The 16,321-nt window shown below is 42.9% G+C and carries 13 protein-coding genes; 3 read left to right on the top strand and 10 right to left on the bottom strand.

What is annotated here, in order from left to right:
* Window positions 1-283: 283 nt before the first annotated feature.
* The 6 genes from ACVBDY_RS15375 to ACVBDY_RS15400 form a co-directional block, all read right to left on the bottom strand.
* A complete protein-coding gene (locus tag ACVBDY_RS15375) occupies window positions 284-769 on the bottom strand; it encodes an ABC transporter ATPase (RefSeq protein WP_447176347.1) in 486 nt (161 codons plus the stop codon).
* Between the two features lie 94 nt (window positions 770-863).
* Window positions 864-1,643 carry a (Fe-S)-binding protein gene (locus ACVBDY_RS15380; RefSeq protein ID WP_447176348.1) on the bottom strand — a complete coding sequence of 260 codons (780 nt, stop codon included), beginning with the start codon at window positions 1,641-1,643 and terminating at the stop codon, window positions 864-866.
* 93 nt (window positions 1,644-1,736) lie between these two features.
* On the bottom strand, window positions 1,737-2,183 hold the full coding sequence (locus ACVBDY_RS15385) for an LNS2 domain-containing protein (protein ID WP_447176349.1): 447 nt from the start codon (window positions 2,181-2,183) through the stop codon (window positions 1,737-1,739).
* A gap of 58 nt (window positions 2,184-2,241) precedes the next feature.
* Window positions 2,242-3,540, bottom strand: a complete 1,299-nt coding sequence (locus ACVBDY_RS15390) for a 4Fe-4S dicluster domain-containing protein (RefSeq protein WP_447176350.1) — start codon at window positions 3,538-3,540, stop codon at window positions 2,242-2,244.
* A gap of 47 nt (window positions 3,541-3,587) precedes the next feature.
* Window positions 3,588-4,556 carry an MlaD family protein gene (locus tag ACVBDY_RS15395; protein WP_447176351.1) on the bottom strand — a complete coding sequence of 323 codons (969 nt, stop codon included), beginning with the start codon at window positions 4,554-4,556 and terminating at the stop codon, window positions 3,588-3,590.
* 217 nt (window positions 4,557-4,773) lie between these two features.
* The gene (locus ACVBDY_RS15400; protein WP_447176352.1) at window positions 4,774-5,868 is read right to left on the bottom strand and encodes an N-acetylmuramoyl-L-alanine amidase; all 1,095 of its coding nucleotides are present in this window, start codon (window positions 5,866-5,868) and stop codon (window positions 4,774-4,776) included.
* 360 nt (window positions 5,869-6,228) lie between these two features.
* Here ACVBDY_RS15400 and ACVBDY_RS15405 point away from each other — a divergent pair, with 360 nt between their 5' ends.
* On the top strand, window positions 6,229-8,943 hold the full coding sequence (locus tag ACVBDY_RS15405; protein ID WP_447176353.1) for a putative LPS assembly protein LptD: 2,715 nt from the start codon (window positions 6,229-6,231) through the stop codon (window positions 8,941-8,943).
* Between the two features lie 49 nt (window positions 8,944-8,992).
* Window positions 8,993-9,373, top strand: a complete 381-nt coding sequence (locus ACVBDY_RS15410) for a RidA family protein (protein WP_447176354.1) — start codon at window positions 8,993-8,995, stop codon at window positions 9,371-9,373.
* Window positions 9,374-9,727: 354 nt separating this feature from the next.
* On the opposite strand, the gene ACVBDY_RS15415 is transcribed toward ACVBDY_RS15410, so the two are convergent.
* From ACVBDY_RS15415 to nagB, 4 genes are all read right to left on the bottom strand, one after another.
* Window positions 9,728-10,588: an N-acetylglucosamine kinase gene (locus ACVBDY_RS15415; protein ID WP_447176355.1), complete on the bottom strand. Its 861-nt coding sequence runs from the start codon at window positions 10,586-10,588 to the stop codon at window positions 9,728-9,730.
* An 87-nt stretch (window positions 10,589-10,675) separates the two neighbouring features.
* Window positions 10,676-11,677, bottom strand: a complete 1,002-nt coding sequence (gene gap / locus ACVBDY_RS15420; RefSeq protein WP_447176356.1) for a type I glyceraldehyde-3-phosphate dehydrogenase — start codon at window positions 11,675-11,677, stop codon at window positions 10,676-10,678.
* Window positions 11,678-11,751: 74 nt separating this feature from the next.
* Window positions 11,752-12,738: a 6-phosphofructokinase gene (gene pfkA, locus ACVBDY_RS15425; RefSeq protein ID WP_447176357.1), complete on the bottom strand. Its 987-nt coding sequence runs from the start codon at window positions 12,736-12,738 to the stop codon at window positions 11,752-11,754.
* Window positions 12,739-13,075: 337 nt separating this feature from the next.
* Window positions 13,076-15,010: a glucosamine-6-phosphate deaminase gene (nagB, locus tag ACVBDY_RS15430; RefSeq protein ID WP_447176358.1), complete on the bottom strand. Its 1,935-nt coding sequence runs from the start codon at window positions 15,008-15,010 to the stop codon at window positions 13,076-13,078.
* A 499-nt stretch (window positions 15,011-15,509) separates the two neighbouring features.
* Between nagB and ACVBDY_RS15435 the strand changes: the two genes are divergently transcribed.
* Window positions 15,510-16,232: a LytR/AlgR family response regulator transcription factor gene (locus ACVBDY_RS15435; protein ID WP_447176359.1), complete on the top strand. Its 723-nt coding sequence runs from the start codon at window positions 15,510-15,512 to the stop codon at window positions 16,230-16,232.
* The last annotated feature ends 89 nt before the right edge of the window (window positions 16,233-16,321 follow it).

Consider the following 16,321-nt stretch of genomic DNA (forward strand, 5'->3'; position numbering starts at 1 on the left):
AGGATTATCAACAATGCCGGATTTATGTGCTCAAGCACTTTTTATATAGGATCGGGTGTGAAAATTATGAAGTCTTTAGTCGGTAGTTCTGCGTTTTTTAATGCAATTATCTTCGATAGCGATTCGGACATCCCCTGATACTATCGAGCAAGAAAACATCATTATGAGAGATTAAAAGCTAATTCATCTTTCGTGACTCCCAACTCCGGAACCAGGGTCTGTATTCTCAGTATACAAAAAGACCCGAAATTACGGGTCAGACAACAATGGGCATTGAACTCATTTACTTTATAAAGCGGGAATGCCAGCTTTCTTCAGCGGGTACTTCCCAGTGTTCTTCATATTCCTGCTTGTTAGACACCAGGTTGTTGAAAACGATCGTCTTTCCGGAAACGGCCCGGTCTTTGGCCATCTTCTTAAATTCCATAAGGGTCTTATAAGCGACAAAATCACCTTGTTTATAAGATACGTTCATTTTGTCCAGAAGATCCACATTATAGTCTTTTTCCAGTTGCTGGATAAAATGTACGGACGCATCTATGGAGCATCCGGAAGCGGTGTGCACATCCTGGTTGAGCCCAATTACAATAAAACGATTGTATCTGATCTCAAAAGCGGCCTGCAATGCAGCGCCATGAGCCGTCCATTCTTTTAAAAATACTTCTGTCCTGGCCTTGATCTCTGTCAGCTCCTTCTCGGTGAAGCTCCTGTTGGCCTGGTATATCCATATCCTCGATGTTTCGGGGAGTTCATTAAAGGCAATATACATGATGGATTTACGATTTTAGATTTGTTTATACTCCTATGAGAATCCTGGGGGATGAAGACTTTTCCCTGAACCCTTGAATTAAAATCCGGATGAATTACAGGTCTTCTGCATTGGCTATGAGTTCCGCAACATCCATAACCGCTATTTCAGACTCTTTTTCCTTACTTTTCACTCCGTCTGTCATCATGGTATTGCAAAAAGGACAACCGGCCGCTATGATATTCGGCTGGGTTTCCAGCGCCTGTTCGGTCCTTTCGACATTGACATCCTTAGCTCCTTTTTCGGGTTCTTTGAACATCTGTGCCCCTCCGGCACCACAACACAGTCCGGCTTTTTTACATTTGCGCATTTCTACCAGTTCCACATCCAGCTTTCGTATAAGATCGCGTGGGGCTTCATAGACGTCATTGGCACGTCCCAGGTAGCACGGATCGTGATAGGTAATCCGTTTACCTTTGAATTTACCTCCTTCTATAGAAAGCCTGCCCTCTTCCAGCAAGGCCTTCAGGAACTGGGTATGGTGCATGACCTTATAATTCCCGCCAAGCGAAGGATATTCATTCTTCAGGGTATTGAAGCAATGCGGGCATGCGGTTACTATCTTTTTAATTTCATAAGCATTAAGCACCTCTATATTCGTCACCGCCTGCATCTGGAAAAGGAATTCGTTCCCCGCTCTCTTTGCCGGATCTCCCGTACAACTTTCTTCTGTTCCGAGTACGGCAAATTCCACATTGGCTTTGTTAAGCAACTTTACAAGTGCCTTGGTGATCTTCTTGGCCCTGTCATCAAAACTTCCGGCACAGCCTACCCAGAACAGTACTTCGGGCTGTTTTCCTTCCGCCATCATTTCGGCCATGGTAGGTACTTTCATAAATATACGATTTTTGGATTTACGATTTCGGATCTTCGGCCAGAAGCTATATTATGTATCTGCAAACCGTCGACCCGAAATCACAAATACTTTTTAGTCGTGCTTTCCGTCATCGAATACCTCGATGGTAACTTCTTTTTCGATAAGATCTGTAAACTTACCGTTATATCTTGTAGCCCTTACCAGGTGGTTATCTATCCAATGATAATTACCACCCCTGGGTTTTCCCATAAGCAACCCGTGATATTTAAATCCGTGTTTATCCAGCCATTCCTCGGTTACCTTCCTGTGATCCTCCGTACGGGAGGTAAAAAAGGTTATCACATGTCCCTCTTCATACCATTTGTTCAACGTTGCCAGGGCATCCGGGAACGGCTCGCAGGTTGCCATTCTTTCCGGTTCTTCGTTCGGCACGTCTTCGGTAACGGTACCGTCAATGTCGATCAGGTAGTTTTTTATTCCCTCGGGCAATACCGGGCTTACATGTTCTCCTGCTTCTACTTTATCGTGCAACAGCCTTTCTACGTCTTCCTTTTTCATAGTTTCTCGTCCTCTCGCGGACCTCATTTGGATTGGTTATACTTTAATTTACTTGTCTTTATTCATTCTTCCAGTTAAGCCTGTCCATTTGATTATACGGCCATGGCGCTCCGTTATTCTCTATATTCGTCATCATATTGTTCAGCTCGGCCGGTGCAGCCGATTGTTCCATAACGAGATAACGCCGCATATCCAGGATAATCGACATGGGATTGATACTTACCGGGCAGGCTTCCACACATGCATTGCAAGAAGTACAGGCCCAGAGTTCTTCCCTGGTTATATAATCATCCAATAATGATTTATTATCTTCTACAAAAGTACCATTATTATCTATATTTTTTCCAACTTCTTCGAGACGATCCCGAGTGTCCATCATAATTTTTCTCGGGGAAAGTTTTTTCCCGGTCTGATTCGCCGGACATTCGCTGGTACATCTTCCGCATTCCGTACAGGTATAAGCACCCAACAACTGGACCCGGTTGAGATCTGCTACATCCGATACCCCGAATTTTTCCGGGGGAGCTTCTCCTTCGGCAGGAGCGGCAAACGGATCGGCATTGGGGTCCATCATCAGTTTTACTTCTTTAGTCACCGCTTCCAGATTATCCATCTGTCCTTTCGGGTTCAGGCTTGCAAAATAAGTATTCGGAAATGCCAGTAAAATATGCAGGTGTTTGGAATAATACAGGTAATTCAGGAAAATCAGTATTCCCGTAATATGCAACCACCATGCACTTCGTTCGATGACATGCAGTGTAGACTCCGGCAGACTGTTAAATAACGGCGCTATGAATCCGCTTACCACATTACCCGCCTGCATTTGCTGAAAAGAAACATCGGTGGCGTTCATCACCAGGAAAAGCACCATCAATACCATCTCGAAATACAGGATGAAATTACCGTCATTTTTGGGCCATCCTTTCATCTCCGGCTTCCAGAAACGCTGTAGACGAATAATATTTCTCCGTATCCAGAAGACAACAACAGAGACCAATACCAACAAGGCCAGGATTTCAAAACCTCCTATAAGAACAGCATAAAAACCCCCGAGGAATGAGAATATCCGGTGGGTACCAAAAAGGCCGTCAATAATAATCTCAAGTACTTCTATATTTATTATAATAAACCCGAGATAAACGATGATATGCAGTATCCCCGCCACGGGGCGAACTACCATTTTTTGCTGCCCCAGGGCAATACGGGCCATGTTCCTGAAACGTTCAGCTTTGTTATCTGACCTGTCCGTAGCTTTCCCCATCCTGATGTTGCGGATCAGCTTGCGTACATTCCTTACGAAAAAGAAAATCCCTGCAAAGAGGATAACAGCAAAAATTATGTTAGGTATGATAGCCATAGTACGTTTTTTGGATTATAACCCGGACCAACTCTTACATCCTTTCCTTATTGATCCTCTGTTTTGTTCCCGGTTTCTTCTTCCTGGGTTTCGTAAGGTTTCGGTCTTTTGCCGAAAAGGGAAAAATGAACATATCGTTTGGGGTTGAGCTTCATGTCTTCCAGAAGTTGTTCCAACTGCAGGGAAGCCCCGGCAAGGTTATCATAAAGTTCTTCGTCTTTCAACAGTTTTCCCACGGAACCTTCTCCCCGGTCTATTTTTGCAATGACATTGTTAAAACCGTTGATCGTTTGCTGTAACTCCGCCATTGTCTGGCCCAGGTTGGCTTCAGCAAGTGTGCCGGAAACATCTTTCAGGTTACCGGTGAGCCCTTCAATATTATTAATGGAGTTGTCCAGTTTTTCTTTATTATCCCGTAAAAGCCCGTTTAGCGCAGCGGAACTGCTTTTAAAATTATCTGTTATTTCCTTTAAATTGGCCATACTGCCCTGGAGGTTTGCCCTGGCTTCATCATCCAATATGGTATTGAACCCTGAAAGGACAGAATCCGCATGCTCCAGCATACTGCCCAGTTGCGCCTGTAAAGGGGTCAGTTTTTGTGTTACCAGTTCCGTAAGTCCCGGTTTTATGGAAGAAGGGAGAGTATCCCCGGAAACCGATACCGGGCTGCCATCGAAGACCGGAACGATCTGGATGCCTTTTCCGCCTATGATACCCGTATCGAAAAGCACGGCCTTGCTGCTCTGGGAAAATTCGAAATCATTCTCCACGGAAAACGTCACCAGTAATTTACCTTTTTCATCCAGAAAGCGAATATCCATGATCTTCCCTACCGGGAAACCGTTAATACTCACCGAAGTGCCCGTTGCCAGTCCTCCCACATGATCATACACAGCATAATAGGTACGATATGATTTAAATATTGGATTGGATTTCAAAAAGCTAAATCCCAGTATAAACAACAATATACCGCCTAGTACTATTATAGCTGTCTTAATTTCTCTTGATATCTTCAAATGTTCTCACTTTTGCGTTGTGAACAAATTTAGAAATAATTTTCTTAAGACGCTTTTTAGATTACGGATATTAAAGATGCTATTTTTAGGAAGTCGCCATTCACAAAATTCGCTATTAAGTATTTCCAACGTATTACAACCAATAATTTTGCCCGGAGACATCTCCTTCCGGGTAATATAAGAAAGTACGCTATAAGCGGCAGCCGGGCAAAAAGGGTTAATTTCCCTTTAAGGCCTCATCTACCGAAATCCGCTCCCCGTCCCTGTATGCAACGATGTAAGCCTCTGTATATCCTTTATCTTTAGCCTGGCGTTGCAGGTTTTTAGCTTCCTGATAACTGGGGGTCTTTCCGTAAAGATAACGGTAAACACTGCCAACGTTCTCCATAGATATAGGCTCAAGCCCCCTGAAATTATAGCGTTTGGGTTCTATTTTATTGCTTCCGGCGGCCACCTGTACCTTAAACACCACCCCGGTAGCGACATCACTTTCCGGGGCCGGGCTTACGGGCACATCATCGACCGCTATGTTACTGGTGAGTTCTTTTTTATAACGGACAATAGCCTCAGCTATATTATTTGACATTTCCGTCTTGCCTTTTTTAGATGCGAGATAGCTCTTTTCGTTCTTGTTGCTTAAAAAACCGGTTTCAATCAGCACACTAGGCATAAAGGTTTGATGCAGTACAATAAACCCGGCCTGTTTTACGCCCCGGTTTTTCCGTTTGAGCTTTACGGTAAAATTATCCTGCAAAAACTTGGCAAGCCGAATACTTTGTCCTAAAAATTCTTCTTGCATAATAGTAAGACCAATAACAGATTCCGGGGAATTAATATCGTATTGAGCATAATTGGATTCGTGGTCTTCTTCCAGGTAAATCACTTCGTTCTCCGCTTTGGCCACTTCGAAGTTTCGTTTGTTTGCATGCAGCCCAAGTACAAATGTCTCGGTTCCGTAAGCATTGGAGTTATGCGAATTACAATGTATAGACACAAAGAGATCCGCATTAGCCTCATTGGCTATTTTACCTCTGACATACAGATTTATAAATTTATCTGTTTTCCGCGTGTAAACTACTTTTATATCCTGATGTTTTTCCAACTCCCTTCCGACAGCCAGGACAATATCCAAAGCCACATCCTTCTCCTTGGCTCCATTACCTATATTCCCAGGATCGTGCCCTCCATGTCCTGCATCCAGGACGACGGTAAAAACTTTTTTTGCCTTTTCTTTCTTATCTCCTCCTCCAAACGAACTCAACCAGATAAATCCGGTAAGCAAAACCGGTAATAACCAAATTTTTCTTATCATTTACTTTTGTTTTACAGCAAACATTACTGCAGTTACCTATACTTTAATTATAATTAAAACGTCACGAATCTGAAATATTGTCAAAAAGGATGACGTTATTAACGGTAATCCGCCTATTTTTACATCCTGAAAAGGAATACACAACTCCGGATGTTTTCCGCGCAGAGGATTATATGAAGCTGCCAAAAAAAACATAAAATCAAAACCCGTTACGAGGAATTCGTATATTTTTTTTACATCTTTGCCTGTGTGAAACCCAGGATGGGAATAAAGTCCTGTATCACAAACGGAACACCAAGCTATATTTTTACAAAAATAGGATTTAAAGCGTTGCGAGCAAACAACCCTTACATACTTTTAATGCTTATTTTGCTGTTCGGCCAATCGTTTCTCATCGCACAGGAAACTCCGGTAAAGCGGCCTTTAAACATTGAAGCCAAACAAGACTCTACACAGGTCCCTGTAAATGAGTTACCACCGTACATACAGGTACGTGATTCCATTATTGCCAATAACATTTTAACAGAAAGTACACAGCTCACAGACAGTATACAACGAGACAGTATACAAAAAGATAGCGTACCCCAAAAAAAAGGGTTCCTGGACGATCAGATCAAATACAAGGCCAAAGACTACCAGAAGACCATACGCAGCGAAAACAAAATACACCTGTATAACGAAGCGGAAGTCTATTACCAGGATACCGAACTGAAAGCAGGGATCATCGTTATTGACTACGAAAAAAAGGAGGTATATGCAGGACGGATCAAAGATTCTACCGGCACCCTGACCCAGACCCCTTACTTTAAACAGGGGAGCAATATTGTCGAACCCGATTCCATCCGGTATAATTTCGACACACAAAAGGCCCTGATATGGAACTCCAGGTCAGAACAGACCGTAGGTGGTGAGATGAATGTATTTGCAGAGATCACTAAAAAGGAAAATGATTCGGTGTATTTCCTGCATGAAGGAAAACTCACCACTTCCAAGAACCTGGATGATCCGGAATACTATATCCGGGTTCGTAAGGCAAAATTCGTTCCGAAGAAAAAAGTTATCGCCGGGTTCAGCAACATGTATATTGCTGATGTACCAACCCCCATAGCCGTACCCTTCGCCTATTTTCCCATGTCCCAAAAAAGCAGTGAATCCGGGCTCATTTTCCCAACCTTTGGAGAGATCAACGACCGGGGGTATTTTTTACAGAACGGGGGTTATTACTTTGCCATTAATGACTTTTTAGACCTGGCCGTACTGGGAGACTATTACACCAATGGCAGTTATGGTTTCCGCACAGAGACAAACTACGCGGTGAGATATCGTTTCCGGGGAAACTTTAATTTTCGGTTTGAGAACCTGGTGCAGGGACAAAAAGGATTTCCGGATTACAGCAGGGGGACGACATACAACTTACAGTGGTCGCATTCGCAGGATGCCAAATCCAACCCCAGTTCAAGGTTCTCGGCAAGTGTAAACCTGGGAAGCAGCCGCTACTATAAAGACTCTTACAACCAGATCAATACAGGGAACTTTATGAACAATACCCTGTCCTCGTCCGTGTCTTATTCCAAATCATTTCCGGGATACCCTGCGGTCAACCTGAGCGTGACCGCCACGCATTCCCAAAATACCAATACCGAGGTTATAAATATGACCCTTCCGACTTTGCAGGCCAGTGTGGAGCGCATTTATCCTTTTGCCCCGAAATCCGGTATTAAAAAAGGATTTTTCCAGAACATTAACTTCCAGTACAACCTGAGGGCTGAAAACCGTTTCCAGACCACGGATTCGCTGTTTTTTAAAAAGGAAATGTTCGAAGACGCCAAAACCGGGTTTCGACACAGTATTCCGGTAAGCACCAACTTTAAGATAATGAAATACCTGAGCGTATCCACAAGTGTGAATTACGACGAGGTATGGCAACTGAAAACCATTAAAAGGCATGATTACAGCGAGGAACTGGAAGAGGCTCCCATAGATACCATAAGCGGTTTTGACCGTTTCGGACAGTACAATTTCAGCGCCAGTCTGGGTACTACGGTCTATGGTACGTTCCTTTTTAAAGAAGGTAAAAAAATACAGGCTATCCGGCATGTTATGCGACCATCCATCAGCTATGGTTACACCCCCGGATTTGACCAGTATTACGACGAATATATTGCCAACGAAGAAGGAGATGTCGAACAATATACCAGGTTCGAAGGTGGTGTTTACGGTACGCCGAGCAGAGGAAATTCCAACAACATCGGAATTTCTCTAAGCAACACCCTCGAAGCTAAAGTAACGGATAAAGACACCACGGCAACCGAACCCAAAAAGATAATCCTGCTCAATAACCTGAATTTCTCAACAAGCTATAATATTGCGGCAGATTCCCTACCCTGGAGTCCGCTGAGAGTTACCGGAGGAATCCCCCTGTTTGACAATAAAATGACAGTCAATTTCGGGGCCACATTAGACCCTTATGCCATAGACAACAGCGGGAGAAGGATAGAAAAATTCAACATTGACAATGGTGGCAGCCTGTTCCGGCTTACCAATGCCAACCTTACAACCAGTTACACCATTTCAAGTAAAACATTTAAGGGCAGCGGCGTGGATCGTGAAACGGACAATACGTCCAGCGGAGGAAGAGATGACGATCTTTTTGGTACTAACCAGGACTTTAGTGACGGCCGGATGTTTGCCGACGATGAAGAAGACGAGGAAGAGGAGGAAGAGACCAAGTATTATGGCGCTACGCTGCCGTGGGACTTGAGACTGGCGTATTCTATGACATATTCCAATTCGAACAGGCAGAACGAAATCAGCAATAACTCGCTGATGTTCTCGGGCAACGTAGAGCTATCGCCCAAATGGCGGGTAGGTGTGTCTTCCGGATATGATTTTAAGAACAGAGGGTTCTCCTACACCCAGCTCCGTTTTGAAAGGGACCTCGAAAGCTGGCGTATGAATTTTAGCTGGACTCCCTTCGGTACCCGCACCGCCTGGTACTTCTTTATCGGGATAAAAAGTTCCATGCTCAGCGATCTCAAATGGGAAAAGAGACGAGCTCCGGACAGAAACCTGTAGTAACACGTTTCAAAGGAACCAAAAACGAAACGATAAAAACTCTAAGCATATGAAAAAAATAATCAACACCGATCAGGCACCGGCACCGATAGGCCCTTATAACCAGGCCGTACTCACAGGAGATACGCTTTATATTTCAGGACAGATCGCGCTGGATCCCATCACCGGGGAATTAAACCTGAACTCCATAGAAGAAGAGACTACCAGGGTAATGCAAAACCTGGAGGCCATCCTCAAAGCCGCCGGAATGGGATTTGAAAACGTGATAAAATCTTCCATTTTTATAAGCGACATGAACAACTTCGCCAAAATAAACGAAGTCTACGGCAGGTATTTCAGTGAAGAAAATGCCCCTGCCCGAGAAACTGTGGAAGTCGCCAATTTACCTAAGTTCGTAAACGTGGAGATCTCCATGATTGCGGGAAAATAAACTGTTACGAACTTTAGCGTCTGTTTGTTTTGCCACGGATATACGAATTATTCATTGTAGCAGATTCGTCGTGCATTTTATGGCTTGGAGGGAAAATTCTTTGTCCCGATAATTTTCGGGATCTGTTTTTTTATACCCTACAAGCATATAGAATTGAATTTAGCTATAAAAAGATGTTCCTTTATACTTCTAAAAAGAACACTTAGATAACTTAAAAATGATATCCGGAAAAGAAAGGAGTGTGCTTTTCCCCGGCCGGTGGTGCCTACACAGAAAGCATTAACCATATATACGGAATAAAAAAAGAGGTTACCTTTTTAGGCAACCTCTTTTCACATTTGTATATTCTATATGCTACTTATTGAATACAATAGACCTGTGATATTCTACAAGGTTGTCGATAGGACGACGTAATATCTTACCCACTTTCAAATTGTTCTGCGCCATAACTTCGTTCAGTTCTTCCTGAAGATAATATGCAATACTACCTATAAAATGTACGGGGACTGATTCCGCCTGTTCGTATTGGCGTATGGAATTATCTATAAACAACTGCATTCCTTTCCGAATAAGCTTCTGGCTGTATTCATGTTCGCGGTTTTCAATAACAAACCTTGCAAATGTTGCCAGGTACGTATTCGGATTAGGTTGTTTATAAAGGTTATTTTTAATGACATCCGCCTCCAGGTCATAAGCTTCCGAAAACTTATGTGCCAGACTTTTCGGCATCCTGTGGTAATAGTAATCCCGTAGCAGTTGACGACCGAAATAATTTCCGCTGCAATCATCCATAAGTATATACCCCAGGGATATCACTTTCTGAAAAACTTCGCTGCCGTCATAATAACTGCAATTGGACCCGGTTCCCAGGATACAGACAATAGCATGCTCTCCCGGCTCTGCCGTAGCGTGTATTGCCGCATAGGTATCTTCTTTGATGAATGTCTTGGCATTTACGAAGAAATTCTTAAAAATCTTCGTAAGGTATGTCTTCATCCTGTCCGTACCGCAGCCGGCACCGTAAAAATAGAGTTGGGTTACCTTATCTTTATTATTACTCAGTTCGAAATTATTGGCAAGACGTTCGTCTATAATTTCCCGGGTAAGCACTTCCGGACTAAGCCCCAGGGTCTTTGTTAAAAATAACTTGTTTCCTTCCTCATCTAAGGCGATCCAATCTGATTTTGTGGCTCCACTATCAACAATTAATATCATATTCTCAATAATTTATTAATAAAGTACAAATAGAGAAGCTGTATATATTTTCCTTTACTCTATTTATCTTTTTTGACTACTATCTTATTATAATGAAGATACGTGAAGTGCCAGATCTACCAATTTGCTGGAATATCCCGCTTCGTTATCATACCATGCTATAACTTTAAAGAATTTGGAGTTAAGCTCTATTCCTGCATCCGCATCAAAGATACTGGTACGGGTATCTCCTACGAAATCCTGAGACACTACCAATTCTTCCGTGTATCCGAGGATTCCTTTTAATTCGCCTTCGGAAGCGGTTTTTACCGCTTTTTTGATCTCTTCGTAAGAAGTCTCTTTTTTAAGCCTGACGGTAAGGTCTACTACAGATACGTCCGCAGTAGGAACCCTGAATGCCATTCCGGTAAGTTTACCTTCCAGTTCGGGGATTACTTTGGTAACGGCTTTGGCAGCACCCGTAGCTGCAGGAATAACGTTGAGCATCGCACTTCTTCCCCCGCGGAAATCTTTTCTGGACGGACCGTCTACAGTAAGTTGTGTCGCCGTAGTGGCGTGTACGGTAGTCATCAGACCTTCCTCGATACCAAAAGCGTCATTCAGCACTTTAGAAATCGGCGCAAGACAGTTGGTGGTACAGGAAGCGTTAGACACTATATTATCGGTAGATTTTGCTTCTTTGTGGTTTACCCCCATTACAAACATAGGAGCATCTTTTGAAGGCGCAGAGATAACTACTTTTTTGGCTCCGGCCTCTATGTGTTGTTGAGCAGTATCGAGGGTAGTAAAAATACCTGTACACTCTGCCACTACATCAACTCCTACCGCGTCCCATTTCAGGCTTTTAGGATCTCTTTCGGCAGTGATCCTGACAGTTTTTCCGTTTACCACAAGGTTACCGTCCTTTACTTCTACGGTACCTTGGAATGTACCGTGTACAGAATCATATTTCAACAGGTATGCCAGGTGATCTACGTCTAACAGGTCGTTAATAGCTACTACATCTACATTATCTCTTTTTACGGTTTCCCTGAACACTAGTCGTCCGATTCTTCCGAAACCGTTAATACCAATTTTTAAGTTTGACATGATCTAAATAATTATTTATGATTTACTTTGATTTGCTGTTTTTATTTTTCCTCTAAGTTACGAAAAAACGGGGGTTATGTGGTCATAATATCCGACACGCGCAAAAGCTCCTTGTCTATTTCGGTTTTTCCTTTTACTGCCTTTTCCAATGGGGTAAGCAGGATTTTATCTTCACGGAAACCAACCATATAGTTGGACTTACCTTCCAGCAGGCTTTCTACCGCTTTCACGCCCATTCTGCTGGCCAGGACACGGTCAAAACAGGTAGGGCTTCCGCCCCGCTGAATATGCCCGAGTACTGTTACCCTGACATCATAGTCCGGATGGTTTTGTTCCACGTATTCTTTAAGTTCAAAAACGCTTTTCCCTATTTTATCTCCTTCGGCTACTACGACAATGCTGGAAGATTTTCCGGACAGCCGGCTTCTCTCCAGGGATTCGAGCAATCTTTCCAGCCCCAGGTTCTCTTCGGGGATAAGAATTTCCTCAGCACCGGCACCAACACCGGTATTCAGTGCAATATGCCCCGCATCACGTCCCATAACCTCAACAAAGAACAGTCTGTTGTGGGAAATAGCCGTATCCCGTATTTTATCAATGGCTTCCACCACCGTATTCAATGCCGTATCGTAACCAAGCGTAAAACTCGTACCATAAATATCGTTATCAATAGTACCGGGAATACCCATTACCGGAAAACCGAATTCCTCACTGAAGATCATCGCCCCCGTAAAAGACCCGTCTCCTCCGATGACCACAAAGGCCTCTATTCCGTGTTCTTTCAGCTTCTCATATGCCTTCTTTCTGCCCTCAACAGTACGAAAATCGTTAGATCTTGCCGATTTCAGGATGGTGCCGCCCCTGGTGATAATGTTATTCACACTCCGGGCATTCATAACCTTAAAATCGCCTTCTATCATTCCCTGGTACCCCCTGTAGACACCAACACATTCCAGCTTATAATATGCACAGGTACGAACAACGGAACGGATTGCTGCATTCATACCGGGAGAATCCCCTCCGGAAGTTAGAACAGCAACCTTTTTTATAATGTTTGACATGATTTTTGTTTTAAAAGCTACCAAAGATATTTAATAATTTTTTACTTAAAAATCTTATTGCGGATGTTTGTGCATTTCTAACGTTTTCGTTAAAAACTTTTAACTTTCAGCGTTCATTATTTAACACGAAAAGCCATTCATCGACCTATAAATGCTATTTCTACAATTTTATTATAAGTATGGGGACTGACGAAAACCTTTTTTGATCCATATAAAGTTACCGGAAAAACTCCCTCTTTCCTGACAAAGAACCAACAATATCCCGCCATCTATAATTCAAAATCCGCCTGCTAAAAAACAGGCGGATCGGAACGTAATGATTAATAATTGAAAAACACTAAAAATGATATCTCTTAAACGCCTCTATGGCTTCGTACTCGGCCAACCCTAAAGCATCGTATAACCTTGCGGTGGCTTTGTTCCTCTCTTCTGCTCTGACCCAGAACTCCCTGGAATCATCTCCCTGGAACATCACCCGGTCTTTTTGCGATTGGTGGAAAAGAATAGCATTCCGTTTACGGATCACCTGGTCCGGACTCATAGGCACTGCCATTTCAATTTCATCCAACCCCCATTCGTGCCATGCTCCGCGATATAACCACACCCAGCAGTCATCCATGTAAGATTCGGGTTTTAATCGCTTCAACGCTTCAAAAATACCGTCCAGGCACACTTTATGTGTACCATGCGGATCGGCCAGGTCTCCGGCAGCGTATATCTGGTGCGGTTTTATCTCCGCTATGATATCTACGATGATCTGTATATCTTCCTCCCCGAGCGGATTTTTCTTTACTTCGCCGGTTTCGTAAAAAGGCAGATCGAGGAAATGTACTTTTTTATCTTCCAGACCCACGTAACGTGTAGCCCCGTAGGATTCCCTTCTTCGTATGAGCCCTTTCAGCTTCCTTACGTCCAGGGAATCTATCTGGTCTTCCCTTTTGTTATTGAGAAAATCTATAGCTTCTTTAAATACGGATGGGGTTTCATCCCCGTTAATGTCTTTGGCTACCTCGGCAAACTTCAGGGCTTCCGCGTCCGTTACGGCAATATTACCGGAAGTCTGGTACACTACATGCACATCGTGCCCCTGATCTATCAGACGACAGAAGGTACCTCCCATAGAGATCACATCATCATCGGGATGCGGGCTGAATATAATCACCCGTTTTTTGGCAGGTTCCGCTCTTTCCGGACGATTGGTATCATCCGCATTGGGTTTTCCTCCGGGCCAGCCGGTAATGGTATGCTGCAACACATTGAACATTTGTATATTCAACTCGTAAGCAGAGCCTTCCTGAGCCAGTAAGCCGGACATACCGTTATCGTTATAATCCCTGTCTGTCAGTTTCAGGATAGGTTTGTTTGTTTTTAAACTGAGCCACACCATCGCCTTGCGCTTCAACTCATCAGTCCATACACATTGCCCTACGAGCCATGGAGTTTTAAAACGTGTAAGCTCCGAAGCTGCCTCATAATCCAGTATAAACGTAGTATTTTTATGCTGTTGCAGGTATGTTGCGGGAACATTGGAGGTAATATCTTCTTCTATCGTCTTCTTGACGATATCCGCCTTCTTATGACCCCACGCGAGCAGTACAATACGCCTGGCTTTAAGTATCGTACCTATGCCCATGGTTATAGCCCTTTTCGGCACGTTTTCAATACCGTTAAAGTCCGATGCGGCATCTCCCCTGGTCAAGTAGTCAAGGGTAATGATCCTCGTCCCGGAATTGTAGTGAGACCCCGGTTCGTTAAATCCGACATGCCCCGTACGGCCGATTCCGAGCAACTGGAAATCCAGCCCGCCGTGTTCCTTGATCTTCATTTCATAATCGATACAATACTGGTGGATCTCTTCCAGGGACACCCTGCCGTCAGGGATATGAACATTCTCCGGTTTTATATCGATATGATCAAACAAGTGCTGATGCATAAAGTAATGGTAACTCTGGTGGTTATCCTTATTCATAGGATAGTACTCATCCAGGTTAAAAGTAATTACGTTAGCAAAACTCAACCCCTCTTCGCGATGCATACGCACCAGTTCTTCATATACCTTTATAGGTGAAGATCCCGTAGCAAGACCGAGCACGCAGTTTTTCCCTTTTTCCTGTTTGTCCTTAATAAGTTGCGCTATTTCCTCGGCAACAAGGACAGAAGCCTGGTAAGAATTTTCAAAGACCTCATTGTGAAACCTTTCGTAACGGGTTTCTTCGAATTTCCCCACTTCCTTGTGGCTAATATCATTAGCTTGTACTAAATATCGATGCATAACTAACGGTATGAATGTGATTATTTTTTCGAAACTAAACTATTCAATATGGTCCATATGCTAAAACTTTTTCGACCAGCGCACCCAACTATGTCACGAATAGCGTTATTTTCCGGACTTAAAGAGATTGCTTCCTGTCAAAAAAACACTTGTTCTTTCCCAGGACTTAACGGTTATCTTTCCCAAGATCCGCAAAAGCCGCGAAGACATAGGACAATATGAAATTTAAAGCGCAAAAATTTAGAGCTTAATATTACAGAACAAAAAAATATTAGCTGAACAACACCAAAAAACTCATCAATTACATCATTTTACATATTAGTAAATATCAGTAATTTAAGCGCACAAAAAATTATTTTAAAATATTTTGTTATTAGTAAAAATACATCTATTTTTTGGCTCTTTTTGAGATGTTTTTGTCAATTTTTCAAAATTCTGGCCATAAACCAGGTAACAAAATGACAACGGTACTATACCGCATTTCTAAACCAGGCTACCAATGAAAATTAAATGTATCATTATAGATGACGAACCTCTTGCCGCAAGTGTGCTGTCATCTCATGCAGGGGAATTCCAGAATCTGGAAATCACCGCCTGTCATAACAACCCGGTCGAAGCCATGGCCTCGTTGGAAAATAATGATATAGATGTTATTTTCCTCGACATCAACATGCCTAAAATGAGTGGGCTGGATTTCATCAAAAACATCAATTACAACGCATTCATTGTCATCACCACGGCCTACCGGGAATATGCCGTAGAAAGCTATGAGCTCGATGTGTTTGATTACCTGGTAAAGCCCATCCCTTTCCATCGTTTTGCAAAAACGGTAAACAAATTCACCAAAGAGATTGCTATAAAACGTGGTGGGCTCGTAAACATAAAGGCCCAACAAGAACCTCACATGTTCTTAAAGGTAGATAAAAAAATGGTAAAAGTCAACCTCAACGACATTCTCTTTATCGAAAGCCTTAAAGATTATATAAAGGTTGTAACGACCATAGACGAGTATATTGTTCACAAATCCCTGACCAACATCACGGAAGAACTTCCTTCCGGCAACTTTATACGTGTACACCGGTCTTATACGATTGCCATAGACAAGGTAAAAGCGGTAGAAGGAAACATTATCGAAATAAACAACAAGAGAATCCCCATAGGAAGAAACTACATCAAACACGCTAAAGACAGTATTTTTAAAGATAATCAGGACATGATATAAAAGCCCTGAAAATTGCTATGAACCATCCTGATCCTCAGATTGTATTGAAGAATTTCACAATGAATAAACAAATAAAACCACGAAACAAT

Source organism: Sinomicrobium halophytocola (genome assembly GCF_052983395.1).